The sequence below is a fragment of the Amycolatopsis sp. NPDC058340 genome, assembly GCF_042723975.1.
In the GTDB taxonomy this organism is placed as follows: domain Bacteria; phylum Actinomycetota; class Actinomycetes; order Mycobacteriales; family Pseudonocardiaceae; genus Amycolatopsis.
Genome location: NZ_JBHXIB010000022.1, coordinates 1 through 23,608, shown reverse-complemented (window position 1 = coordinate 23,608; position 23,608 = coordinate 1). Strand labels below are relative to the sequence as shown.

The window sequence follows — 23,608 nt, the reverse complement described above, 5'->3', positions numbered from 1 at the left end:
TTTTTTTTTTTTTTTTTTGTGGTTTTTTGGGGTGTTTTGTTTTTTTTATTTTTATAAAACCAACAAACCCCCACACCCCCCCCCCCGCCGGTGAACCGCCCAAATCGGGCACGTGAGGCGACCATGTGTCCCTTGTGGACAGTCGGGGCCCCTGCAAGTCCGTGAGGGCCTCCTTCCCTACCCTCAAGGTAGTGAAGGAGGCCCTCACGGACCGCCGGCCTCAGGGCTTCGTCGCACCAGCGCAGGCCGCATACCGCGTGGCCAGGAACTCGGCCCGAGGATCCCCGCTGTAGGACCACACCCCGCCGTCCGCCCGCGTCCCCAGCTGCCGGAACTGCTCGACGGCCTCGTCGAAGCGCCCGTTCTCCACGAGCGCCTTCGCCAGGTACGCCCGGTCTCCCCGTTTCTCCGGGTAGTCCTCGCCGTCGAGCAGCGCCAGGATCCCGTCGAGCGCGCCGGAAACCCGCGGGGAACGCCACGCGGGCACGTCCTGGAACTCGGCTTCGTGCGCGGCGCGCAGCAACAGCGGGGCCAGCTCCGGCGACTTCGCCGCGGCGGTCTCGGCGAACTCCCACATCAGCTCGTTCGAGCCGAACCATTTCTGGCACCAGTACTGCAATGCCCGCGAGTGCGCGCCGCGATGCCGCGGGTCGCGGGCGACGAGTTCCGCCCAGATCTCCCGGTACCGGTCGTTCTCGTACTGCCGCCCCATCGCGATCGTGAGCGCGGTCACCCACGGCGTCGGGTCTTCGGGAGCCAGCCCCGCCGCCTCCTGCACGGCCTCCTCAGCCTGCTCCAGCACCCGGAAGAACGCGGCGAACTGCTCCTGCGTGACGTGCTTCGCCTGCAGCGCGCTGCGGACCTCCCAAGCCACGTCCACCAGTGAAGCCGCGTTGACGAGCGCCGCGCCGGGGTCACCCGGGCGGGCCTTCCGCCACGCGCGCAGCCACTCGTCGTCCTTCGCGGCGGCCTCGCCGAGCGCGCCGGTCACCTGATCGCGGCGAGCCCAGTTCCCCCAGGTCGACGCCAGCAGCGCGGCGGCGCCTTCCCATTCGCCGCGCGCGGTCGAATCCTGTACGGCGAGGATCTCCCCGTCGGTCCAGTACTCCTCGGCCGACACCTCGCCGTCGGCGGGGAGACCCCAGCGCGTGACGTCCGGGATCCTGCCCTTGAACTTGGGTTTCTCCGGCGGCAGCAACGCGGCGAACTCTTCGGGCGTCAGCACGTTGTTGAGCTCGTCGATGCTGACGCCACGCCGCTTCGCTTCCTTCATCACGGCGAAGACGGCCTTGCGTTGACGGGATTTGAGCAGCCAAAGCATGGAAACTCCTTAAGAACGGACAAGAGTGAGCGCCGGTCGGTAGCCGGCGGGCACTCCGGCGGCCGTCAGCAGCGCGCGCAGTGGCTCGGTGTCGGATTCGGCCGCGGTGGCCTTGTCGAGCGCGGGCTCCAGGCCGTCCGCCAGGCGCTCGTCCACGGTGAACGGCGCGGGCCCGGACCACGAAAGCGACCATCGCCCCGCGCCGACGTCGGTGAGCGCCGCGTGGACGACGACCGCCAGCCGCCGCCGGACCGAGACTGCGGCGAACTCCCGGCGGGCGCGCGGGCCTGCCCCGGCCGGCGGCACCGCGCCGGGGTCGGCCAGTTCCTCGTGCCTGCCCGCGTCGAGCAGGGCCAGCGCCATGTCCAGGGTGCGTTCGCCCAGGATCTCGGTGGCGGCTTCGGCGGCGGCGTGACGACGGCCGATGGCGACCAGCGACTGCCAGTCCGTCCGCCGTTTCGTGTGCGCCTCGTCGGAGAAGACGGTGAACAGCGCCTCGTCGAGCATCTTCTCGGCACCGGTCAGCAGTTCGGTCGCCGGACGTTCGCCGCCGGGGCGGACCGGGGTCCGGCTGCCGGCTTCGAGCGTCGCGACCCGGTCCCGGGTTGCCGGATGCGAGTCCCACCGAGAGGTCTCGTCCTCCGACGGGTTCCGGCGCATCTCCTCCATCTGCTCCGCCCGGGCGGGGTCGGTGAGCAGCGCGCGGTAGCCCTCGCCGAACCGGTCCGGGAGATAGCCCGCGTCCCAGCCGATCGCGGCGTAGTTGTTCATGAAGAACCGCCAGGTGACGGCCAGCGCTTCGATCTCACGCAGGGCCGACGTCGCCGCGTCGGTACCCGCGAGCCGCGCCGAGACGGCATCGGCCGCGAGCTCCTGCGCCCGGCAGACACTCATCGAAACGACGAAGTACAGCTTCGCGTACTGCTTGAAAAGCCAGCCGACGAAGCGCTCGAAATAGCCGTCGCGGTCGAGGCCGTCGACCACCCGCGCGATCGACTTGCGCCCGCGATAGGTCAGGGCGGCGAAGCGGGTGTCCTTGTTGCTGTAATGCCCGAGTTCGTGCGCGAGCACGGCGCGGAACTGGTCCTGGCGCAGCCCCATGATCAGCGGTACACCGATGATCATGCGACGGCGCAGCACCCGCAGCCCGAGCCACGAGGTGCGCTCGGTGACCGCGGCGTTGACGTCCGGATCGAGGTAGATCTCGTCCGGCGGACGGGTGCCCGCCTCGGCGGCCAGTTCCCGGACCAGCGCCCAGAGGGCGGGCTGGGATTCCGGCGTCACCTGGACGCCGGGTACGTCGTCGTCGGTCACCCGCTCGACCGTGAGCAGGGTCTTCAGCAGGATCCAGCCGACCGGCACGGTGATGATGCCGAGCTTCACCGCCGCGATGACGTTGTGCTGCAGGGCCAGCACTTCGAGCGCGACGATCCCGCCCACGAACGCGAGCACGAGCAGCGGGAACCCCGCCAGCAGGACGGCAGCGAGCAGCCCACGAAAAGACTTCACTGTGAAACGGACCTTCCCCAGAGTTGGTGTACCCCCGACACCGAGCGCTCATTGTGCCCGAAGCGCCTCGCGCGGCCGATCACTTTTCGAATACGATCGAAGACTTCGGGATGAACATCACCCCGGCGTCGCCTGTCGCATGTGGACTGTCCATTGTGGAACCGGATAATTGCCTTGTCCGGTTCGCCCGATCGGTGCATTCTCGACGACGACAAAACGTTTTCCACGAAGGGAAAGTCATGTACACGGCGGTCGAAGGCTCGCGGGTTCCGATCCGGATGTGGGCGGACCCCGCATCGGTCGAGGACCAGGCCATGCGGCAGCTGCACAACGTCGCCAACCTGCCGTGGGTGCACGGCGTCGCGGTCATGCCCGACGTCCACTACGGCAAGGGCGCGACCGTCGGCAGCGTGATCGCGATGCGCGACGCGGTGTCCCCGGCCGCCGTCGGTGTCGACATCGGCTGCGGGATGAGCGCGGTGCGGACGTCGCTCACCGCCGCGGACCTGCCCGACGACCTGCTGAAGCTCCGCCGCCGGATCGAATCGGCCGTCCCGGTCGGCTTCGGCCTGCACAAGACCCCGGTGAACCCGGCGAAGGTGCACGGTGTCGGTGGCTGGGACACCTTCTGGAAGTCCTTCGGCGACCTGCATCCCGGCGTCCAGGACCTGCACGACCGCGCGTCGCGCCAGATCGGGAGCCTCGGCGGTGGTAACCACTTCATCGAGGTCTGCCTCGAACAGGGCGGCGAGGACGAAGGCCGCGTATGGCTGATGCTGCACTCCGGTTCGCGCAACATCGGCAAGGAACTCGCGGAACGGCATATGGCCGTCGCGCGGAAGCTGCCGCACAACGCGGACCTGCCGGATCCGGACCTCGCGGTGTTCGTCGCGGGCACGCCGGAGATGCAGGCGTACCGGCGCGACCTGTTCTGGGCGCAGGACTACGCGGCGCGCAACCGCGCCACCATGGTCGCGCTCGTGAAGCTGGCGCTGAAGGAGGTCGTCCCGCAGACGACGTTCGACGACGCGATCAGCTGCCACCACAACTACGTCGCCGAGGAGACCTACGACGGCGTCGACCTGCTGGTGACCCGCAAGGGCGCGATCCGCGCGGGTTCGGGTGACCTGGGGATCATCCCGGGCAGCATGGGCACCGGTTCGTACATCGTGCGCGGCCTCGGGAACGCGTCGTCCTTCCAGTCCGCGTCGCACGGGGCGGGCCGCCGGATGTCGCGGAACAAGGCCAAGAAGCTGTACACCGCCGAGGACCTCGCCGCGCAGACCGCCGGCGTGGAATGCCGCAAGGACTCCGGTGTGGTGGACGAGATCCCGGCCGCGTACAAGGACATCGAAACGGTGATCAAGGCGCAGACGGACCTCGTCGAGGTGGTCGCGCACCTCAAGCAGGTCGTCTGCGTGAAGGGCTGAATCGTGGGTGGTGTGCCGGGGAACCCGACATACCACCCACGTTTCTCGCTAGTGTGGTCCTCATGAAGAGGTTGGGAATCGCGGCGCTACTGGCGGCCGCCGGGCTCGTGCTGGCGGGCTGCAGCGAGGTCACGAACGCCGTCGATCAGACGAACAAGGCCGCGACGAAGGTCGGTGCCTGTGCCGAGGCGCTCAGCCTCGCCGACCTCAATCCGGACCCGGCGACGATCAAGGAGCGCGCCGCGGACAAGGAGAAGCGCCTGCGTGAGCTGGCGAACAGCGTCGGCGAGCAGAACGTCGCGAGCGCGCTCACCGGTATGGCCGACTCGTATCTGCAGGTGCAGAAGGAGAACATCCAGGACGCGGGCAAGATCGCGGACTGGACCAAGCGCAACCTCGACCAGATCGAGGCCCTCCGGAAGGTCTGCGCCTAGCCGGAGCTGAAGGGCCCTTTCGGCTCACTTCAGGAGGAGGTGAGCGCGGGCACCTGGGCGGGCGTCCGGGACCGGCGCCAGAACAGGCCGACCGAGGCGATCGCCAGCGCGCCCAGCGCCGACGCCGCGAAACCCCAGCCGGGGCTGGAGTGGTCGATCACGAACCCGATGATCGGGCTCCCGATCGCCAGCCCGATCCGGCTGGCCGCGTCCAGCAGGCCCATCGCCTCGCCGCGCACCCGCGGCGGTGCCGCCGCGCTGACCGTCTCCGTGCTCGCCGCGAGCGTCGGCGCGCACAGCACGTTGCTCGGGAAGAGCACGATCGCCAGCAGCCACCACGGCTCCGAGATCAGCCCGACCGGCAGCGTCAGCACCGCGAGCAGCACCATCAGCGTGCCCTGCGAAAGCGACCGCCGGACCGCGCCGTGGATCGCCCCGCCGAGCACGGACGCGACGCACATGAACGTGATCAGCAGTCCGGACCAGGTGATGTCGCCGCTCGCGCGCAGCGTCGCCAAGGCGGCGAGCTCCATGCCGACCAGGCAGAACAGCGCACCGGCGGCGATGAACATCGCCATCACGAGCCGTCCGGTGAGCCAGCTCCGCACGGGCGGCCGCTCCCCGGTGAACACCTCGGCGTCGGCCTCGGCGCGGATCGGCGGGTTCTGCCGGTAGATCAACGTCGCCGAAAGCGCGAAGCAGACCCCGATACCGGTGAGCGCGTAGACCGCGGGCAGCTGGGTGATCGCCATGATCCCGGCCGACGGCCCGATCATGAACGACGCCTCCACCAGGATCGTGTCCAGCGAATAGGCCGCTCGCCGCTGCTCCAGCGGCACGAGCGCGGTGAGCACCAGCCGTGCGAGCGTCCCGGCCGGCACCGACAGCACCCCCGCGGGGAGCGCGACCGCGAGCAGCACCTGATACGGCAGATGCGGCGCGCTGATCCAGAACGTCGACGAGGCCAGCCCGCAGATCGCGACGACCGGCCGCAGCCCGTAGCGGTCGACGTACCGGCCGACGAGCGGTGCCCCGATCGCGCTGCCGAGCGTGGTGGCGGCGCCGATCAGCCCGGCCGCGCCGTAGCCGCGGCCGAGATCGTTGACCACGTACAGCGTCATCGTCACGCCCATGGCCGTCATCGGGAGCCGGGCCAGGAACATCAGCAGCATCGAGCTGGGAACTCCGGGCACGGCTAACACGCGACGATACGGAGCGAGGGCCATACGCCCGATGAGAACGTAACTTGGTACGCACGTGCAAGTTTTTTTCGCGAGGCCCGTCTCACCCGGTCCGGGGTGGTTTCTTGACTGATTCCAGATTGGGCGGGAGGGTGGTGGTGACTGACCGCTCACCACCACGAACCAGGAGGCACCGGCGTGACCCTGCCGACCACGAACAACGTGGGCATCCCCGTCGCGAGCGACAACGACTCCCTGACGGTAGGCGCCAACGGCCCTATCCTGCTCCAGGACCACTACCTGATCGAGAAGAACGCCCAGTTCAACCGCGAACGTGTGCCGGAGCGCGTCGTCCACGCCAAGGGTGGCGGTGCGCACGGCTTCCTCGAGGTCACCGAGGACGTCAGTCAGTTCACGAAGGCCGCGCTGTTCCAGCCCGGCGTGCGCACCGAGAGCCTGGTCCGCTTCTCGTCGGTCGCCGGTGAGAACGGCTCGCCCGACACGTGGCGCGACCCGCGCGGCTTCGCGGTGAAGTTCTACACCTCCGAGGGCAACTACGACCTCGTCGGCAACAACACCCCGGTGTTCTTCATCCGCGACCCGATCAAGTTCCCCGACTTCATCCATTCGCAGAAGCGCCGAGCCGACAACCACCTGCGCGACCACGACATCCAGTGGGACTTCTGGACGCTGCGGCCCGAGTCCGCGCACCAGGTCACCTGGCTGATGGGCGACCGCGGCATCCCGTCGAACTGGCGGGAGATGGACGGCTTCGGCTCGCACACGTACCTGTGGGAGAACGCCGGCGGCGAGAAGTTCTGGGTGAAGTACCACTTCAAGACCGACCAGGGCATCGGCTACCTGTCGCAGGCCGACGCGGACCGCATCGCGGGCGAGGACTCCGACTACTACATCCGCGACCTGTTCAAGAACATCAAGCAGGGCAACCACCCCAGCTGGACGTTGTACGTACAGGTGATGCCGTACGCCGAGGCCGCGGACTACCGCTTCAACCCGTTCGACCTGACCAAGGTGTGGCCGAAGGGCGACTACCCGCTGATCAAGGTCGGCCGCTGGGTGCTCGACCGCAATCCGGCGAACTACTTCGCGGAGATCGAGCAGGCCGCGTTCGAGCCGTCCAACCTGGTGCCGGGGATCGGCCCGTCGCCGGACAAGATGCTGCAGGGTCGTCTGTTCGCGTACCCGGACGCGCACCGCTACCGGATCGGCGCGAACTACACGCAGCTGCCGGTCAACGCGCCGAAGTCCCCGGTCAACAGCTACTCCCGTGACGGCGCGATGCGCTACAACAACCCGGGCGACCCGGTGTACGCGCCGAACTCCTACGGCGGCCCGCACGCGAGCGCGGAGATCGCCTCCGAGACCGCTTCGGGCTACGGCGTCGAGGACGAGGTCATCCGGTCGGCGTACAAGCTCCACGCCGAGGACGACGACTTCGGCCAGCCGGGCACGCTCGTCCGCGACGTGATGGACGACGCGCAGCGAGAGCGGCTCGCGAGCAACATCATCGGCCACGCTTCGAACGACGTCTCCCAGCCGGTGCTGGAGCGCGTCTTCGAGTACTGGCGGAAGGTCGACAAGGACCTCGGCGACAAGGTCGCGGACGCTTTCCGCGAGTGAGGACCTCTCTTCGAGAGGCCGCTCCCACCACCGAACGCCCCCGGTGCGCGCACCGGGGGCGTTTCCATGTCCCCACTCGCATGTGAAACCAGAAGGTGGCGTGGCGTGCGTGGGGGACACCCCGAGTGGAGCAGTGCGACACGCCTGTCCGACGGAGTGATGAAGCCAAACGATCACCGTTTACGCCGGTGTGGGTGAACGAGCCGTTCCACGGTGTCGACCGGTCACTGGTGGTCATAAATCGGCGGCGAAAGGATGATCTTCAGGGGGAAGCACAAGATTTCGACGTTAATCAATTGCGGGGGTCTTCCCCGGGAATGAATCCGGCACGTAAGGGTTAGAAATCGGTTCCATCCGGTGATCGGGTGGTGTTCGGCCGATACGGCGGGTATCGATTTACCTCGTCAGGTCCCAGAGGCCAGGAGGTAAGGAATGAAAGGCAACATTGCCCGGATGATTGCCGTGGTCGCCGCCGGCAGTCTGTTGGCGGTGGCCTCGGCCGGCGCCGCGACGGCTGGTACCGATGGTGGAAAGGGTTCGTCGAACACGCAGGCGCTCGCCGCGCAGGTGCTGCAGATGCGGGACGGCCTCACCAAGGTGGCCTACGCCGGTGACGTCGCCAAGACGCGGGCGGACTTGGACAAGCTCAGCCCGGTCCTCGGTGACATCGCCGCGGGCAAGCGCTACCAGATCCAGACCGAAACACAGAAGCTCGGCGACCTGGCCCAAGGCCGTTCCGTCGAGTCCAGCAGGCTGCTGGCCGACCCGACCGCCAAGGCACGTCAGCTGCCGCCGCTGCCGGTGCCGATCCCGTCGCTCCCGGACCTTCCCGGACCGCTGAAGATCGTCAGCGACCTGGTGAAAGCCCTGCTCACGGCCGTGACCGGCATTCTCAGCGGCCTGCTCGGCGGACTCCCTGTCCCGCCGCTTCCGGTGCCGCCTGTGCCACTCCCCACGCCCTGATAAACCGCGCGCTGACGGAAACCTTTCGCAGGGCGCGGGATCGCGACCAGCTCATGTTGGCAGGTAGGGGCGCCCTACAAAAGGTTTCCGTGGCCTTCGGCCGAAAGAGGCGCGCGGGGTGAAGTCTCTCGTCGCGCCGGCGCGCTTCCGGGAGACAGCCGACCGAGGGAGTCGTCCGGTTCCGCCGTGCAGGGCGGCGGGCCACGAAATGGGGGCCGGAGCCCGGGTGGGGACATTTCTCCTCACCCGGGCTCTGGCTTTCACCTCGGCGCGAGGCCCAGCCGCAGTGCTCCCGCCGCCTCGGCCGTCGCCTCACGGAACCGCCGTCCGACGCCGAGGAAGTTGAGATACCCGTGGATCAGATCCGGCTGGCGGCTGAGCGCCACCGGAACGCCCGCTTTCCGCAATTTCTCCGCGTAAGCCTCACCCTCGTCGCGCAACGGGTCGAAACCGGCCGTCGCGATATACGCCGGTGGCAATCCGGAAACGTCGCCGTGCAGCGGCGACAGTTTCGGGTTGTACAGATCGGTGCCCTTCGGCACGTAGTGGCCTTCGAACCAGGTCATATCCGAATCGGTGAGGAACAGGTCCTCCGCGAACAATTCCCGGGAGCGGCGGCGCACGGTGAAATCGGTCGCCGGATAGAACAGCAGCTGGAACGCCGGCACCCCGCCGCCGCGTTTCACCGCCTGCTGCGCCGTCACCGCCGCGAGGTTCCCGCCCGCGCTGTCGCCGCCGACGGCGATCCGCGCCGGGTCCGCGCCCAGATCCCTCGCCTTCGCGTAGGCGTACTCGAAGGCCGCGATCGCGTCTTCGGTGGCGCCGGGGAACCGCGTCTCCGGCGCGAGCCGGTATTCGACCGAAAGAACCCGCACGCCCGCCTGTTTCGCCAGGTAGCGGACGCTGTTGTCGTGGGAGGCGCGGCTGCCGACCACCCAGCCGCCGCCGTGGAAGAACACGAGCAGCCCGGACGGGTCCGGCAGTCCGGCCGGTGTGTAGAGCGTGGCAGGCAGATCGCCGTCACCCGTGGGGATGAGCAGTTCCCTGGTGGCGACCGGTTCGATCGTCGGTCCGCTCACCAGATGCCTGCTGGCCAGGAGCATGCTGCGCGACTCTTCGACGCTTCCCCGCACCAGCGACGCCTTCGCCAGCTTCTGCAGGCGGAGCAGGAGCTGGGCGTCCAACGCCAGTTCCTGTCCGTCCAGGCGTAGCGGCGGCCCGGCGATGGCCCGTCTGACCGGCCTCGGGAGCCAGAACGCCAGCTGCGAAAACGCGGCCTCGGCACGGATCTGGAGCGGTATCGCCATGCTTCCTCCTGGGGGCTTCCCGCCAGGTTACTTTCGAGTAGGTATGCCGTCCAGCGGGAACGGGTCCGTTGCGGCGAACGGGTGTGACGCAGGCCTCCGTTCCAGATCCTGGTCCTCCACTTAAGTAGAGGGGTTAGCCTCGAAAGCGTGACTTCGACGAACTCGGTGCATGTCCTCGGTATCGGCGGCTCTCTTCGGGAGGGCTCGCAATCCGAGCGCGCGCTGCGGATCGCGCTCGGCGCCGCGGCCGAGGCCGGAGTCACCACGGAGCTGATCTCGGGCCCCGAACTGGTGTTGCCCTTCTACGACACCGCACTGGACGAGCGGCACGAGCGCGCCACCCGGCTGGTCGAAGCGATCCGGCGCGCAGACGGGATCATCGTCGTCTCGCCCGGCTACCACGGCGCGCTTTCCGGCCTGGTCAAGAACGCCTTGGACTACGTCGAAGACCTGCGCGACGACGCCCGTCCGTATCTCGACGGCCGCGCGGTCGGCCTCGCCGCCGTCGCGTACGGCTGGCAGGCCGCGGTCACCACGCTGGAGCAGCTGCGCACGATCACGCACGCGCTGCGCGGCTGGGCCACCCCTTTGGGTGGTTCGATCAACACCGCGGAGACCAAATTCGACGAAGCAGGCGGCGCCTCGGACGAGAAGAGCGTCCGCACCCTCCGCCTGATCGGAAGCCAGGTCGCCGAGTTCGCACTGGGCCGCGCTTAGTCGTTTGCACCGGTCTTCGTCCGGGTAATTCCCGGACGTGATGCCTGCCATGGGGTGGCAAGGTTTCGCGGTTGCGGGACGTTGACACCGAAGAGACGCTCAACGGGGCGTGTCTTGAGACCAGAAGGTAGGCGAAGAATGGCTGAGGCTCTGTACACCGCTGTGGCCACCGCTCGCGGCGACGGCCGCAACGGTGAGGTCACGTCCTCCGACGGCGTCATCGACGAGTCGCTGGCGATCCCGAAGGAGATGGGCGGGCCCGGCGGGGACAAGACGAACCCCGAGCAGCTCTTCGCCGCCGGCTATTCCGCCTGTTTCCACTCCGCGTTGCAGCTCGTCGCGCGCCAGGCGAAGGTGACGCTGGACGGCTCCACCGTCACCGCCGAGGTCAGCGTGCTCAAGCAGGGCGAGGGCTTCGGGCTCGGCGTGGCGCTCAAGGTTTCGCTGCCCGGCCTGGAGCAGGCGCAGGCCGATCAGCTCGTCGAGCAGGCGCACCAGGTGTGCCCCTACTCGAACGCGACCCGCGGCAACATCGAGGTCGCGCTGTCCGCGTCGGTCTGATCCCGCGCGCGGCAGGTCCACTCCCGAACCGACTGATTTCTGAAAGGAAGACCGAAAATGGGCAAGTCTCCGATCCAGAGTCCGTTGAGCGAAGCCGACAAGGAGATCACCGGTAACGCCTTGCAGGCCACGCTGGTCGATCTGGTGGACCTGTCGCTGATCGCGAAGCAGGCCCACTGGAACGTGGTCGGCGCGAACTTCCGCAGCGCGCATCTGCAGCTCGACGAGCTGGTCGCCACCGCGCGCCAGTACGTCGACGAGGTCGCCGAGCGCGCCAACGCCATCGGTGTCTCGCCGAACGGCCAGGCGAAGGCCGTCGTGGAGAGCTCCGGCCTGCCGGACTACCCCGACAACTGGCAGTCCGTCGAATCCACGGTCGCCGCGATCGTCGGCATCCTCGCGGCGCTGATCGAGCGGCTGCGCAAGCGCATCGACGAGACCGACAAGAGCGACCTGGTCACCCAGGACCTCCTCATCGAGATCACCCAGGAGCTCGAAAAGGCGCACTGGATGTGGCAGGCGCAGCAGGCCTGACCCCTCCACCTCGTGAGTGGTAAGGACGGTTAGAACCGTCCTTACCACTCACGAAACGCTACCGTTCGACTCATGGTGCTGCACAAGGGAACCGCGCCCGATCCGGCCTCCGATCGAGCCTCCGGCCAGGACCGCAAGGCCGGAACCAACCCGCTGTACGCCGGCGCGTATCCCGCGCTCGCCGCGAACATCCGTCTCCCGCACGACAGCCTCGCCGAAGACGCGCTCCCGCCCGACACCGCGCTCCAGCTGGTGCGCGACGAGCTGATGCTCGACGGGAACGCCCGGCTCAACCTCGCCACGTTCGTCACCACGTGGATGGAGCCGCAGGCCCGCGAGCTGATGGCCGAATGCGTCGACAAGAACATGATCGACAAGGACGAGTACCCGCAGACCGCGGAACTCGAGCGGCGCTGCGTGAACATCCTCGCCGATCTGTGGCACGCGCCCGATCCCACCGCGATCATGGGCTGTTCCACCACCGGTTCGTCGGAAGCCTGCATGCTCGCCGGCATGGCGTTGAAACGCCGCTGGTCGAAACTGGGCCGCACCGGGAAGCCGAATCTGGTGATGGGCGCGAACGTCCAGGTCTGCTGGGAGAAGTTCTGCGAATACTGGGAGGTCGAGCCGCGGCTGGTGCCGATGGACGGCGACCGCTTCCACCTCACCGCGGACGAGGCCATCGCCCGATGTGACGAGAACACGATCGGCGTCGTCGCGATCCTCGGGTCCACTTTCGACGGCAGCTACGAACCCGTCGCCGAGATCGCCGCCGCGCTCGACGGCCTGGCGGAGCGCTCCGGCTGGGACATCCCCGTGCACGTCGACGGCGCTTCGGGCGCGATGATCGCGCCGTTCCTCGACCCGGAACTGAGCTGGGACTTCCGCCTGCCGAGGGTGGCGTCGATCAACACGTCCGGGCACAAGTACGGGCTGGTCTATCCAGGCGTCGGCTGGGTGGTGTGGCGCGACAGGGAGGCGTTGCCGGAAGAGCTGGTCTTCAACGTCAACTACCTCGGTGGCGACATGCCGACTTTCGCGCTGAACTTCTCCCGTCCCGGTGCCGAGGTGGCCGCGCAGTACTACACGTTCGTCCGGCTCGGCCGCGAAGGTTTCCGTGCCGTGCAACAGGCTTCGCGTGACGTCGCGACCCAGCTGGCGGACGGGATCGCCGAGCTGGGCCCGTTCGAACTGCTGACTCGCGGCGATCAGCTGCCCGTGTTCGCCTTCACGACGAAGCCGGACGTCGAGGGCTTCGACGTCTTCGACGTGTCGCGACGGCTTCGCGAGCGAGGCTGGCTCGTCCCGGCGTACACGTTCCCGGAGAACCGGACCGATCTCGCGGTGCTGAGGATCGTGGTGCGCAACGGTTTCACCCACGATCTCGCCGATCTGCTGCTCGCCGATCTCCGGCGCCTGCTGCCCGAACTCGATCACGGCCCGCGACGGCGGACCGCGTTCCATCACTGAGCCGGGTGCCCTGCGTCACGCCGGATTTCCCCGGGCCCTACCGGCGCGTAACGTCGGGGGGTATGGGAGTCGCCGGAGACGAACGTCGTGCGTTGAGCGAGCTTTTCGAAGAGGTCGGCCCGGACGCGCCGACCCTGTGCGCGGGCTGGAAGACGCGGGATCTCGCGGCGCATCTGCTGGTCCGCGAGCGGCGGCCCGACGCGGCGCCCGGCATCCTGGTGCCCGCGCTCGCTTCGTACACGCAGCGGGTGCAGGACTCCTACGCCGCGCGGCCGTGGTCCGAGGTCGTCGGCAAGGTCCGGTCCGGGCCCGCCTGGTACTGGCCGACGTCGATCGGCGCGCTCGACGAGCTGGCGAACAGCGCGGAGTTCCTGATCCACCACGAGGACGTCCGCCGAGGGCAGCCCGGCTGGGAACCGCGCCCGGCGGACTCCGCGCGAGACGCCGCGGCGTGGAAGTCGGCGAAGCAGGCCTCGAAGCTGAACCTGCGGAAATCACCGGTCGGCGTGATCCTGAAGACCCCCGAAGGCCGCGAAGCACGAGTGAAGGAAGGCCCGGACACGGTGACCGTGATCGGCGCGCCGATCGAGCTGCTGTTGTTCGTCTTCGGCCGCGACGCCGCCCGGATCACCTTCGAAGGCGACGCCTACGCGGTGGACAGGCTCCGGAAACACGACCGCGGGCTCTAGAGTTCCGGCCATGCCGATGATCAGTGTTTCGATGTTCCCCGGCCGCACGGCCGAGCAGAAGCAGGCCCTCGTTCGCGAGGTGACCGACGCCTTCGTCCGCACCTGTGGCGGCAAAGCCGAGGGTGTCTGGGTGACGATCAACGAGATTCCCGCCGAACACTGGGCGTCCGGCGGGACTCTCTTCTCCGAGCGCTGACCCGCTCGCCGGGGTCAGCGAAGCCCGACGGCTCGCAGCGCGAAGAACACCTCGATCGCGGTCTGCTTGATCGTCTCGGCGATCACCAGCGAACCGTGGCCCGCGTCGAACCGGTAGAACTCGAACGGGATCTCCCGTTTCGTGAGCCGGTCGAGGTAGTTCTCGACCTGCCGGATCGGGCAGCGCGGGTCGTTGTCCCCGGCGAGCACCAGCACCGGCGCCGTCACGGCCTCGACGTAGGTGATCGGCGAGCATTCCCGGTACACCGCCGGCACCGTTTCCGGTGAACCGCCGAACAGTGCCCGGTCGAACGAGCGGAGCTGCTCCATCTCGTCCTCGTACGCGGCGACGTAGTCCGCCACCGGCACCCCGGCGATCCCCGCCGCCCAGCGCGCGGGCTGGGTGCCCAGCGCCAGCAGGCTCAGGTAGCCGCCCCACGAAGCGCCGTTCACCACGCACTTGCCCGGGTCCGCGAGTCCACTTTGGACGGCCCAGTCGTGCACGGCGGCGACGTCTTCGAGCTCGGTCAGGCCGGGGCGGCCTTCGATGGCGTCGCGCCAGGCCGAGCCGTAACCGGTCGAGCCGCGGTAGTTGACCTCGACGACGGCGAATCCGGCGTCGAGCCAGACTGCGCGGTACGCGGAGAAGCGGTCCTCGTCGGCCGAATGCGGCCCGCCGTGCAAGGAGAAGATCGTCGGCAGCGGCCCTTCCGGCGCGCCGGCCGGACGCGAGACCAGTGCGTGGATCCGCCCGCCGATCCCGTCGACGAACGCGTCGGTGACCGGTGCGGACTCGGGGGCGCGCTCGCCGGGCGGTTCGAGGAGCACGGAGTCCGCGCCGTCCGCCGTCCGCGCGCGTACGGCCGTCGGCTGCGCGGCGCTGGACCACGAGTACTCGACGGTGCCGTCGGGGCGCACTCCCGCGCCGCCGATCCGGCCGGGCGGAGTGTCCAAAGAGGACAGCTCGCCGGTCGTGAGGTCGTATCGGTGCAGGGAACTGCGGCCTTGGTGGAAATGGACGACGATCAGCGCCCGCGCGTCGGGATACCAGCCCGCGACCACCTCACCGGGCAGATCCAGCTCGATCTCCTGCTCGGTGTCCGCGGCGGTGTCCCAGATCAGGAGCTCTTCGCGGCCGCGACGCTCGTGCAGCACCAGCAACCGCTGATCGCCCGCGACCGGCGAGTATTCGAGCGCGCCGAGGCCCTTGCCCTCGCCGTCCCATTTGTCGGCAACCGTGGTGAAGCCGTCGGTCGACAGGACGCGCAGCGCGGGGTGTCGCGAATCACCATGTTCGGAGTGGGAGATGGCGAGCAGCGACTCGTCGCGGGACAGCGAAGCGATCCCGGCGTCGTCTTCGTGCTTGTAGAAACTGGTGGTCTCGCCGTCGACGTGGGCGAAGAGTTCGCTGCCGTCGTCGGTCGAGACGCCGACGGCGATCACCCGCGTGCCGATCTCGAGCCCTGCGGGGTAGCCGTCGTGGACGTCCGGCACCGCGCGCTCGGCGGCGGCGCCCGGCGCGAACGGTTCGCGGACCCAGGAACCGAATTCGTCGCCGTCGGTGTCGTCGAACCACCAGATCCAGCGGCCGTCGGGAGACGGGGTCGCGTGCATGGTGCCGTTGGGCCGATCGGTGACGCGGCGATGCTCACCGGTCGACCGGTCCCACGAGTAGACCTCCCAGACGCCGCTGGCGTTGGAGACGTAGACGTTCGCGTCGGGGGCGTCGATGGCCCACTCGGGGACCGAGATGCGCGGCGCGTGGAAGCGGGCCCGCCACCTGGTCTCGGCTTCGTCGTCGTCGAACAGGCGGTCCGGGACCGCCGCGGACGGATATTCAGTGCCTGGCTGCGTGCTCACCCCTCGATCCTGCCACTGGAGAGCCGTACTGTGTGCGGGGTGCTGGAGGGAAACGCGCCACGCGCGCGGTCCGCGCGTCAGGCGGTCGAACGGGCCGTGTTCGCGCAACCGCTGTTCGGGCCGGGGATGGGATGCGTCGACGTCGGCTGCGGGCCGGGTTCGATCACCCTCGGTATCGACCACGGGCACAGAAAGTCCACAGTGGACTTCCTGGTGGCGGAGGCGTACGCGCTGCCGTTCGCCGAGGATTCCGTGGACGTGCTCTTCGCGCACGCGGTTTTCGAGTATCTGCGGGAACCGGGTGCCGCGCTGGCGGAGTTCCGGCGCGTCCTCAAACCGGGCGGCACGCTCGCACTGTCCACATCGGACTGGAGCCGGGCGCGGCTGCGGCCGAAGACGGCGAACGTCGACGCCGCCCTTCGCGGGCACTATCTGCTGTGGCGCCGCGCGGGCGGGGACCCGTTCGCCGGGCGCTCGCTGCCCGCCGCGGTCACCGCCGCCGGTTTCACCGAGGTACGAACGAAAACCCGCTACCGCACGGACACGACGTACCGCGCGCTGGCGACGTCCGTGGAGGCGGGCTTGGTGACGGCGCTGGAAACCGCGACGACCCCGGACCGCGACCAGCTCGCCTCGGCCGCCCGCTCGGCCTGGTCGTGGGCGCGCTCGGGGGATGGGGATTTCGCGCAGTGCTGGACCGAGCTGCTCGCGACTCGCTGAGCCCTCGCTCGCTGACGCCTCTGTCTCAAGGTGTTCCCAATGCCTCATCTGTGTCGCTGAGCGTCTCAAATGAGGCATTGGGAACCCTCGAGCCTCGCGGCGCCCCTCGGTTGTCCACACCCACCCGCCGTTGTGGACAACCAGCCCCGCCGCCCCCTCTTTCGCTCGGTCCCGACGCCCCTCGCCGATAGACTGGGCCTGGGGTCGCCCCCCCTGGGAGTGGCGGGGGCTGCCCGGGAGTGGCGGCGTACGTGTCGGGTGGCTCGGTGCGACGGGAGCCATGTCCTGAAGGGGGCCTTTGGGGCATCGAGCGTCTCAAAGGTGGCCTTGATGACATGCGGCTCGCAACGCGAAAGAGCCTTGCTCACCAAGGTGAACAAGGCTCTTTCGATCTTGCGTCGGGGTGGCGGGATTCGAACCCACGACCTCCTCGACCCGAACGAGGCACGCTACCAAGCTGCGCCACACCCCGGATACTTCTTAGCGGGTCGAGGAGAAGTTTAGCGGACGGTGTTTCGGGCTTTGCGGGGGGCTGCTTTCCGGTGGTTCTCGCTGGTCGTGCCGCGTGGGACGAGGGTCAGCAGGCTCGCCTCGGGCGGGCACGCGAAGCGGGCGGGCGCGTACGGTGAGGTGCCCAGCCCGGCGGAGACGTGGAGCCACATCTGGGCGCCCCAGCGGGACGCGCCGCGGGCGCGGGTGCGGTCCAGTTCGCAGTTGGTGACGAGCGCGCCGTAGCCCGGGACGCGGAGCTGCCCGCCGTGCGTGTGGCCCGCGAGGACGAGGTCGTAACCGTCGCCGGCGAACTCGTCGAGCACGCGGGGCTCCGGCGAGTGCGTGACGCCGATGCGGACGGCGGCCGCGGTGTCCACCGGGCCCGCGATGTCGGCGTAGCGGTCGCGGTGGAGGTGCGCGTCGTCGACGCCGGCGGTGAACACGTACTGGTCGGCGACCTCGATGGTGCGCCGGACATGGGTGAGGTCGTGCCAGCCGTGCTCGACGAAGGCCGCGCGGAGGTCGCGCCACGGCAGGTGCTCGCCGTGGATGCGCTTCTTCTTGCCCTTCGGCATGAGGTAGCGCGCGGGGTTCTTCGGTTTCGGCGCGTAGTAGTCGTTGCTGCCGAAGATGAACACGCCGGGCCGGTCCAGCAGGGGGCCGAGCGCGCGCAGCACGGACGGGACGGCCTGATGATGTGACAGGTTGTCACCGGTGTTGACGACGAGGTCCGGTTCGAGTTCGTCGAGCGCCGCTACCCAGCGTTGTTTGCTCACGTGACCGGGCAGCATGTGCAGGTCCGAGATGTGGAGGATCGTGAAGGGTTTCGCCCCTGCCGCGAGGACCGGGAGCTCCGCGGTGCGAAGCGTCCACCGGCGCCTTTCGATACCGACCGCGTAACCGAGGGTCGCGGCTCCCAGGGCGACGGTTCCCACGGCCAAGCGCCGTACCGTCGCCCTCGAGGTGCCTTTGTTACTGAGCGTGCTCACAATGTCCAGTTTACGTGCTCTCAGCTGGTGATCGTTCGCCCCCATTCCGGCGATCTCGGTAAATCGCTGGAATGGCCTCTTTTCTTCACTTTCCGTGGTCGGCGCGGAGTGTCGCGATCAATCGACATGATCCCGTCGACCACTGTTCCCCGTTAGGCCGTCGGGCGGTCACGCAAAGTTAGAGGAGCGTGACTCATCGTGATTTGCGCTGGTGAACGCGGTCAGCGTCCGCCGCCCATGTACTTCGGGTCCGGAGCAGGCAACGGGAGGGCTTCCTGGCCTTCGAGGATCTTCGACATCGCCCCGAACCAGGTCTGCGCCGGCGTCTTCCCACCGAACATGTTTTCGCAGCCGCGAGTGGTCACGTTACCCGGGCCGAGGTAGCAGAGGCCGCCGTTTCCGCCCTTCGGACGGAACACCATCGCCGCGCCGGCGAGCTGCGGGGTGGCGCCGAGATAGGTGCCCGAACCGTTGCTCTGGGTGGTTCCGGTCTTGCCCATGACGGGCCGGTTCCACTTGGCGCCACTCGCGGCGCCCGCCGACGTGCCGCCGGGCGCGCTGTCCCGGCTCAGGCCGACCGCGAGGGTGTTGGCGAGCCCTTCGGGCACCACCTGCTCGCAGGCGGCTTCCTTGACGGGCACCGGCTTTCCGTCCCGGTCGGTGACACCGGCGAGGGGGGTCGGCGGGCACCAGACGCCGCCGCTCATGATCGTGGCGCCGACATTCGCCAGTTCCAGGCCGCTCAGCGGGGCCGGGCCGAGCGTGAACGACGCGTTCCCGGCCCAGCCGGGCCTCGGCCCGAAGGCCTGCAGCTGGCTGGTGTTGGCGCCGGGGTTGTCGGACTTCGGATCAACGGCGCCACCGCCGAGGTTGCTGGCCATGGTGTCGCGCATACCCAGTTTGCGCGCCATCTCCACGATCGGGCCGGTGCTCCCGATCTTCTCTTCGAGTGCCACGAACGCGGTGTTCGGCGAAGTCGCCAGCGCCTGCTGCATCGACATGGACCCGCCCGCCGGGTTGTAGTCACCCGCGTTGCCGAGGCAGTACCAGCGGGAGCGCAACGGCGGCCCGGTCGGGGCGCACTTGGGGCCACCACCGGCGAACACGTGGGACGTGTAGAAGTCGGGCACCGGAAGGGGAGAGTTGATCCCCGCGACCCCCGCTTCCAGTGCCGCGGCGGCGGTGAAGACCTTGTACGCCGAGCCGGCACCGCCGGTGTTGTAGACGCCGGAGGGCAACGCGAACGTCGTCTGCCCCTGGTCTTCGTGCAGCCCGTAGTCACGGTTCGCCGCCAGCGCCACGACTTCATGTCGCTGTTTGCCCGGCTTCACCAGGGAAAGCGTGTTCGCGACGTTGTCCTGCGTCTTCTTGACCTGGGCTTCGGCCGACATCTTGGCCTCGTGGTTCGCCCGTTCGTCCAAAGTGGTCTTGATCTGGTAGCCGCCGGTGTAGAGATCGTCCTTCGTCATCCCGGACTTGAGGAGATAGTCCTCGACGTACTGGCAGAAGAAACCGTTCTCCGGACCGGCGCCGGTGCAGTTCGACGCGGGTTTCTGCGGGCCGCCTTCGACGACGCCGAGCGGCTCGGCCTTGAAGCGTTCGGCGTCCACCTTCGCGAGCTTCTGGTTGTCGACCATGCGGTCCAGCACCAGGTTTCGGCGTTCGGTCGCCTTCGCGGGGCTCTTCCAGGGGTCGTTGACGATCGGGTTGTTCACCAGACCGGCCAGCAACGCCGCCTGCGGCACCGTGAGCTTCTCGACGGGCGTGTTGAAGTACGCGTTCGCGGCCGCGCCGACGCCGTAGATCTCGCGCGAGAACTCGACGACGTTCAGGTAGCCGGTCAGGATCTGCATCTTGTTCAGCTTGGTTTCCAGCTGGATCGCGATCCGGGCTTCCTTCAGCTTCCGGGCGACCGACTGTTCCTGTGCGCGCTTCTGGCCCGGTTTGTCGTCCCGGTAGACGACGTTGATCAGGTAGTTCTTGACGTACTGCTGGGTCAGCGTCGACGCGCCCTGCGTGTCACCGCCGGTGCTGTTGCTGACCGCCGCGCGCAGCGTGCCCTTCCAGTCCACCCCGTTGTGCTCGTAGAAGCGCTTGTCCTCGACCGAGATCAGCGCCCATTTCATGGCGTCGTTGATCTGGGTCTCGGCGGTGGGGATGCGGTACTGCTTGTACAGCGTCGCGATCTGCTTGCCGGTGTTGTCCGTGATCGTCGTCACCAACGGCGGGGGAATGTCCGCAAGGTCCGAAGACGTCTTGTCGACGGTCTCGCTCGCCTGGTTCGACAGCACGCCCGCGGCACCCGCCACCGGGAACAACATCCCCGCGACCAGCACCCCCGCGAGCACACAAAGGCCAATGAGCTTCAGCAGACCGTCCGTTTTGCGCACGCGGACCAGGGTACGCGGATCCCGTTAGCCCACCGTGACGTCACCTCGCTGTAAGTGTGGATTCGGTTACGAAATCGACCCCATGAGGTGACGGCCGGTAACGACAGGCATTCTAGGGCTTGGCGGGGGGAACCGAGGGCCCCTACAGTCCGTCAACGTCTCACGTATGAAAAAGCCGACAGACGGGTGAGTGCGAGCGGCAGTCGCATTCGGCCGAACGGAGGCACCGGCACCGGGGAGGTGTCGGCTCAACCGACGTGAGCACACAGGGAGACACGCTCATGGGGGCAGGAGCGCAGGCTTTTCGTCCTCCCGTGGTGTGTCGAACACCAGGGTAGGGAGCTGGGGGTATGGAAACCAACCAGTCGAGCTGGCGAGTCAATGCGTCGTGCCGCGACACCGATCCGGACGGCTTGTTCGTCCGGGGGGCGGAACAGAACCGGGCCAAGGCGGTCTGCCTCGGTTGCCCGGTCAGGACGGAATGCCTCGCCGAAGCGCTCGATGGCCGGATCAACTTCGGCATCTGGGGAGGTATGACCGAACGGGAACGGCGGGCGCTGCTGCGGCGGCGGCCGGACGTTTCCAGCTGGGCGGACCTGCTTGAAGCGGCGAAGCGCAGTTTCACCGGGATCGACGAAGAGGAAGACGTACGCGTCCGAGTCTCGTGATCATGGTTTCGTGAACGGCCCCTTCCCTGAGTCCAAGGTAGGGAAGGGGCCCTTCACGGAATCTCAGGACTGGGTGGCCAGACGCGTGCCGATGTCGCGCAGGCCTTCGAGATCGTGCACGTCACTGGGGAGCGCGGGCACCCGCACCAGCGGGACCTCGGGATGCGCCCGCGTGAACCTGGCGAGCAGCCGCGTCTCTCGATCGGCCAGCGCGACACGGTCCGCGTGCAGGCGAAGGACGGCTTCGGCCAGCGGAGCGCTGGTCTCGCCCTTCGCGAGCTGCTCGGCGGCCGCGACGGCTTCGGCGCTGGACAGCGGGGCGAGCACCGGATGCGTCCGGTTCGCGACCAGCCCCGCCAGCGGCATGCTCTCTTCCGAAAGCCGCTCCACGAAATAGGACGCCTCGCGCAGCGCGTCCGGCTCCGGCGCGGCCACCACGAGGAACGACGTCCCGCCGGACCGCAGCAGCTCGGAGGTCTTGCGCGCGCGTTCGCGGAACCCGCCGAACATGCTGTCGAAGGCCTGCATGAACGCCGAAGCGTCGGTCAGGAGCTGGCCGCCGATGATCGTCGAGACGGCCTTCGCGAACATCGAGAACCCGGCGTTGACGACCTTGCGCAAACCCCAGCCGCCCGCCTTGGCCGGACCGGTGAGCAGCCGGATCATCCGGCCGTCGAGCGCGCTCGAAAGCCGTGTCGGCGCGTCGAGGAAGTCCAGCGCGGACCGGCTCGGCGGCGTGTCGACGATGATCAGATCCCATTCGTCGGTGGCCGCGAGCTGCCCGAGCTTCTCCATCGCCATGTACTCCTGTGTGCCGGAGAACGACGTGGAAATGGTCTGGTAGAAGGGGTTCTGCAGCAGCTGCTCGGCGCGTTCCGGGCCGGCGTGCACGCGCACCATGTCGTCGAAGGTGCGGCGCATGTCGAGCATCATCGCCCACAGCTCGCCCTTGGGCTCGAACCCTTCGACCTGCACCTGCTTCGGGTGATTGCCCAGTTCACGCAGGCCGAGCGCCTGCGCCAGCCGCCGGGCCGGGTCGATGGTGAGCACCACCGTCTGCCGTCCGCGTTCGGCGGCGCGCAACGCGAGCGCCGCCGCGGTGGTCGTCTTGCCGACCCCGCCGGAACCGCAGCACACGATGACCCGGCTCTCCGGATCGTCGATCAGCTTGTCGACCTCCAGGACGTCCGACATCAGCGCACCCCCTGCTCGGTCAGCGCTTCGGCGAGGTCGTAGAGCGCCGCGACGTCGACCCCGTCGGTCAGATCCGGCAGTTCGAGGCCCGGCAAGTCCGCTTCGGACAGTTGCTCGCGGGCGCGCTGCTCGGCCGCGACCCGCACGGCGTGCTCGACGGTCTCCTCGACGAGCGCGTCGAGGGTGCTGTCGGGCAGGTTCAGCCCGGCCGACGCGAGCCCGGCGCGGACGCGCGAGGCGTCGACGCGGCCATCGGCGGCGGCGGTCACCGAACGGGCGGGCAGCCGCGGCGGGCGCACCCGGTTGACCAGCACGGCGCCGGGACGCAGGTCGGCGCCGTCGAGTTCGGCGACCGCTTCGACGGTCTCCCGCACCGGCATCTCTTCCAGCAGCGTCACCAGGTGGACCGCGGTCTCACCGGAGTGCAGCAGCCGCACGACGCCGTCGGCTTGGCCGCGGATCGGGCCGGTCTTGGCGAGATCGGTGAGCGCCTTGGTGACGTCGAGGAACTTCACGACCCGGCCGGTCGGCGGCGAGTCGACGACGACGGCGTCGTAGGTGTGGCGGCCGTCCGATTCGGTGCGGCCGACGCATTCCTTGATCTTCCCGGTGAGCAGGACGTCGCGCAGACCCGGCGCGAGCGTGGTCGCGAACTCGATCGCGCCCATCCGCCGCAGCGTCCGCCCCGCGAAGCCGAGGTTGTAGAACATCTCGAAGTATTCGAGCAGCGCGGCCTCGACGTCGATGTGCAGGGCGCGCAGTTCGCCACCGCCGGGCACGGCCGCGATGCGCTGCTCGGCGTACGGGAGCGGCTCGGTGTCGAAGAGCTGGGCGATGCCCTGGCGGCCTTCGACCTCGATCAGCAGCACTCGGCGCCCGCCCTTGGCGAGCGCGAGGCCCAGCGAGGCGGCGAGCGTGGTCTTGCCCGTCCCGCCCTTACCGGTGACGAAATGCAGCCTGGCTCTCGCGAGTTCGTCGGTCCAGCCGGCAAGGGGTGTGCTCACCGGTCCCACCCTAATTGAGCGGTCAGCTCGCCAGCATCATGACGCCGAGCGCGGCCACGACCAGTCCCAGAAGAGTCCAGGTCAAAGCTCCGGGCAGCACCGTGAGCATCACCACACCGAGCAGCAGGAGGACGACGAGGGCCACCGCGCCGGTGATCGCGACCGTCCCCGAGCGGCCCGTGCGGTCCCGCGCCTTGGCCATCAGGACCAGCACCAGCGGCAGCCCGGCCGCGGCGAGCAGGACGGTCGCGACCACACGCCAGGTCTCCACGGCCCCACCGTAGCGCCGTCCAAAGCGCGTGAAGGCCCCCTTCCCTCGGCTCAGCCGAGGGAAGGGGG

Annotated in this window: 22 protein-coding genes and 1 tRNA gene; 12 read left to right on the top strand and 11 right to left on the bottom strand. The window is 68.6% G+C overall.

Annotated elements, in window-relative coordinates; genetic code table 11:
- Window positions 1–220: 220 nt before the first annotated feature.
- The gene (locus tag ACFWIW_RS23665) at window positions 221–1,321 is read right to left on the bottom strand and encodes a DUF4034 domain-containing protein (protein WP_378370422.1); all 1,101 of its coding nucleotides are present in this window, start codon (window positions 1,319–1,321) and stop codon (window positions 221–223) included.
- Window positions 1,322–1,330: 9 nt separating this feature from the next.
- Window positions 1,331–2,830 carry a M48 family metallopeptidase gene (locus tag ACFWIW_RS23660; protein ID WP_378370421.1) on the bottom strand — a complete coding sequence of 500 codons (1,500 nt, stop codon included), beginning with the start codon at window positions 2,828–2,830 and terminating at the stop codon, window positions 1,331–1,333.
- Window positions 2,831–3,069: 239 nt separating this feature from the next.
- Between ACFWIW_RS23660 and ACFWIW_RS23655 the strand changes: the two genes are divergently transcribed.
- A complete protein-coding gene (locus ACFWIW_RS23655; protein ID WP_378370420.1) occupies window positions 3,070–4,260 on the top strand; it encodes an RtcB family protein in 1,191 nt (396 codons plus the stop codon).
- 62 nt (window positions 4,261–4,322) lie between these two features.
- Window positions 4,323–4,694, top strand: a complete 372-nt coding sequence (locus tag ACFWIW_RS23650) for a hypothetical protein (RefSeq protein ID WP_378370419.1) — start codon at window positions 4,323–4,325, stop codon at window positions 4,692–4,694.
- A 29-nt stretch (window positions 4,695–4,723) separates the two neighbouring features.
- Here ACFWIW_RS23650 and ACFWIW_RS23645 read toward each other — a convergent pair whose 3' ends face one another.
- Entirely contained in the window at window positions 4,724–5,866 is a 1,143-nt protein-coding gene (locus ACFWIW_RS23645; RefSeq protein ID WP_378370499.1) for an MFS transporter, read from the bottom strand.
- A 207-nt stretch (window positions 5,867–6,073) separates the two neighbouring features.
- Here ACFWIW_RS23645 and ACFWIW_RS23640 point away from each other — a divergent pair, with 207 nt between their 5' ends.
- On the top strand, window positions 6,074–7,516 hold the full coding sequence (locus ACFWIW_RS23640; protein ID WP_378370418.1) for a catalase: 1,443 nt from the start codon (window positions 6,074–6,076) through the stop codon (window positions 7,514–7,516).
- 432 nt (window positions 7,517–7,948) lie between these two features.
- Window positions 7,949–8,479, top strand: a complete 531-nt coding sequence (locus ACFWIW_RS23635) for a hypothetical protein (protein WP_378370417.1) — start codon at window positions 7,949–7,951, stop codon at window positions 8,477–8,479.
- A gap of 260 nt (window positions 8,480–8,739) precedes the next feature.
- On the opposite strand, the gene ACFWIW_RS23630 is transcribed toward ACFWIW_RS23635, so the two are convergent.
- Window positions 8,740–9,786 (bottom strand): alpha/beta hydrolase, encoded by a 1,047-nt coding sequence (locus tag ACFWIW_RS23630; RefSeq protein ID WP_378370416.1) that lies wholly within the window; start codon window positions 9,784–9,786, stop codon window positions 8,740–8,742.
- A gap of 147 nt (window positions 9,787–9,933) precedes the next feature.
- On the opposite strand from ACFWIW_RS23630, the gene ACFWIW_RS23625 reads away from it, so the two are divergent.
- The 6 genes from ACFWIW_RS23625 to ACFWIW_RS23600 all read left to right on the top strand — a co-directional run bounded on the left by ACFWIW_RS23625 (window position 9,934) and on the right by ACFWIW_RS23600 (window position 13,953).
- Complete coding sequence (locus ACFWIW_RS23625; RefSeq protein ID WP_378370415.1) at window positions 9,934–10,503, top strand: NADPH-dependent FMN reductase; 570 nt, start codon at window positions 9,934–9,936, stop codon at window positions 10,501–10,503.
- A 138-nt stretch (window positions 10,504–10,641) separates the two neighbouring features.
- On the top strand, window positions 10,642–11,064 hold the full coding sequence (locus ACFWIW_RS23620; RefSeq protein WP_378370414.1) for an organic hydroperoxide resistance protein: 423 nt from the start codon (window positions 10,642–10,644) through the stop codon (window positions 11,062–11,064).
- Window positions 11,065–11,121: 57 nt separating this feature from the next.
- Window positions 11,122–11,598, top strand: coding sequence for a Dps family protein (locus ACFWIW_RS23615; RefSeq protein WP_240596886.1), 477 nt, complete (start codon window positions 11,122–11,124; stop codon window positions 11,596–11,598).
- Window positions 11,599–11,670: 72 nt separating this feature from the next.
- Complete coding sequence (locus ACFWIW_RS23610) at window positions 11,671–13,068, top strand: glutamate decarboxylase (protein WP_378370413.1); 1,398 nt, start codon at window positions 11,671–11,673, stop codon at window positions 13,066–13,068.
- Between the two features lie 62 nt (window positions 13,069–13,130).
- Window positions 13,131–13,757 carry a TIGR03085 family metal-binding protein gene (locus ACFWIW_RS23605; RefSeq protein ID WP_378370412.1) on the top strand — a complete coding sequence of 209 codons (627 nt, stop codon included), beginning with the start codon at window positions 13,131–13,133 and terminating at the stop codon, window positions 13,755–13,757.
- Window positions 13,758–13,767: 10 nt separating this feature from the next.
- Entirely contained in the window at window positions 13,768–13,953 is a 186-nt protein-coding gene (locus ACFWIW_RS23600; RefSeq protein ID WP_101611157.1) for a 2-hydroxymuconate tautomerase, read from the top strand.
- Between the two features lie 14 nt (window positions 13,954–13,967).
- Here ACFWIW_RS23600 and ACFWIW_RS23595 read toward each other — a convergent pair whose 3' ends face one another.
- Window positions 13,968–15,812: a prolyl oligopeptidase family serine peptidase gene (locus ACFWIW_RS23595; protein ID WP_378370411.1), complete on the bottom strand. Its 1,845-nt coding sequence runs from the start codon at window positions 15,810–15,812 to the stop codon at window positions 13,968–13,970.
- A gap of 39 nt (window positions 15,813–15,851) precedes the next feature.
- On the opposite strand from ACFWIW_RS23595, the gene ACFWIW_RS23590 reads away from it, so the two are divergent.
- Window positions 15,852–16,532, top strand: coding sequence for a methyltransferase domain-containing protein (locus tag ACFWIW_RS23590; protein ID WP_378370410.1), 681 nt, complete (start codon window positions 15,852–15,854; stop codon window positions 16,530–16,532).
- A gap of 398 nt (window positions 16,533–16,930) precedes the next feature.
- Here ACFWIW_RS23590 and ACFWIW_RS23585 read toward each other — a convergent pair.
- From ACFWIW_RS23585 to ACFWIW_RS23575, 3 genes are all read right to left on the bottom strand, one after another.
- Window positions 16,931–17,004 (bottom strand) — tRNA-Pro (locus tag ACFWIW_RS23585).
- A gap of 28 nt (window positions 17,005–17,032) precedes the next feature.
- Window positions 17,033–17,959, bottom strand: coding sequence for a metallophosphoesterase (locus ACFWIW_RS23580; RefSeq protein WP_378370498.1), 927 nt, complete (start codon window positions 17,957–17,959; stop codon window positions 17,033–17,035).
- 275 nt (window positions 17,960–18,234) lie between these two features.
- Entirely contained in the window at window positions 18,235–20,403 is a 2,169-nt protein-coding gene (locus ACFWIW_RS23575; protein ID WP_378370409.1) for a transglycosylase domain-containing protein, read from the bottom strand.
- A 350-nt stretch (window positions 20,404–20,753) separates the two neighbouring features.
- Between ACFWIW_RS23575 and ACFWIW_RS23570 the strand changes: the two genes are divergently transcribed.
- The gene (locus ACFWIW_RS23570) at window positions 20,754–21,071 is read left to right on the top strand and encodes a WhiB family transcriptional regulator (RefSeq protein WP_005166974.1); all 318 of its coding nucleotides are present in this window, start codon (window positions 20,754–20,756) and stop codon (window positions 21,069–21,071) included.
- A gap of 63 nt (window positions 21,072–21,134) precedes the next feature.
- Here the strand turns inward: ACFWIW_RS23570 and ACFWIW_RS23565 are convergent, their stop codons facing one another.
- Genes ACFWIW_RS23565 through ACFWIW_RS23555 form a run of 3 tightly spaced genes read right to left on the bottom strand, consistent with a single transcriptional unit; the run spans window position 21,135 to window position 23,540 of the window.
- The gene (locus tag ACFWIW_RS23565) at window positions 21,135–22,265 is read right to left on the bottom strand and encodes an ArsA family ATPase (protein ID WP_038521085.1); all 1,131 of its coding nucleotides are present in this window, start codon (window positions 22,263–22,265) and stop codon (window positions 21,135–21,137) included.
- Window positions 22,265–23,269, bottom strand: coding sequence for an ArsA-related P-loop ATPase (locus ACFWIW_RS23560; RefSeq protein WP_005166973.1), 1,005 nt, complete (start codon window positions 23,267–23,269; stop codon window positions 22,265–22,267). The genes ACFWIW_RS23565 and ACFWIW_RS23560 overlap by 1 nt, the downstream gene beginning before the upstream one ends.
- A gap of 22 nt (window positions 23,270–23,291) precedes the next feature.
- Window positions 23,292–23,540: a hypothetical protein gene (locus tag ACFWIW_RS23555; protein WP_378370408.1), complete on the bottom strand. Its 249-nt coding sequence runs from the start codon at window positions 23,538–23,540 to the stop codon at window positions 23,292–23,294.
- Between the last annotated feature and the right edge of the window lie 68 nt (window positions 23,541–23,608).

Bases quoted from the DNA above. Each gene is read 5' to 3' on its own strand.
- ACFWIW_RS23620 (WP_378370414.1), top strand. From the start codon at position 10,642: ATGGCTGAGGCTCTGTACACCGCTGTGGCCACCGCTCGCGGCGACGGC.
- ACFWIW_RS23565 (WP_038521085.1), bottom strand. From the start codon at position 22,265: ATGTCGGACGTCCTGGAGGTCGACAAGCTGATCGACGATCCGGAGAGC.
- ACFWIW_RS23605 (WP_378370412.1), top strand. From the start codon at position 13,131: ATGGGAGTCGCCGGAGACGAACGTCGTGCGTTGAGCGAGCTTTTCGAA.
- ACFWIW_RS23570 (WP_005166974.1), top strand. From the start codon at position 20,754: ATGGAAACCAACCAGTCGAGCTGGCGAGTCAATGCGTCGTGCCGCGAC.
- ACFWIW_RS23635 (WP_378370417.1), top strand. From the start codon at position 7,949: ATGAAAGGCAACATTGCCCGGATGATTGCCGTGGTCGCCGCCGGCAGT.
- ACFWIW_RS23610 (WP_378370413.1), top strand. From the start codon at position 11,671: ATGGTGCTGCACAAGGGAACCGCGCCCGATCCGGCCTCCGATCGAGCC.
- ACFWIW_RS23615 (WP_240596886.1), top strand. From the start codon at position 11,122: ATGGGCAAGTCTCCGATCCAGAGTCCGTTGAGCGAAGCCGACAAGGAG.
- ACFWIW_RS23645 (WP_378370499.1), bottom strand. From the start codon at position 5,866: ATGCTGCTGATGTTCCTGGCCCGGCTCCCGATGACGGCCATGGGCGTG.
- ACFWIW_RS23630 (WP_378370416.1), bottom strand. From the start codon at position 9,786: ATGGCGATACCGCTCCAGATCCGTGCCGAGGCCGCGTTTTCGCAGCTG.
- ACFWIW_RS23600 (WP_101611157.1), top strand. From the start codon at position 13,768: ATGCCGATGATCAGTGTTTCGATGTTCCCCGGCCGCACGGCCGAGCAG.
- ACFWIW_RS23650 (WP_378370419.1), top strand. From the start codon at position 4,323: ATGAAGAGGTTGGGAATCGCGGCGCTACTGGCGGCCGCCGGGCTCGTG.
- ACFWIW_RS23665 (WP_378370422.1), bottom strand. From the start codon at position 1,321: ATGCTTTGGCTGCTCAAATCCCGTCAACGCAAGGCCGTCTTCGCCGTG.
- ACFWIW_RS23655 (WP_378370420.1), top strand. From the start codon at position 3,070: ATGTACACGGCGGTCGAAGGCTCGCGGGTTCCGATCCGGATGTGGGCG.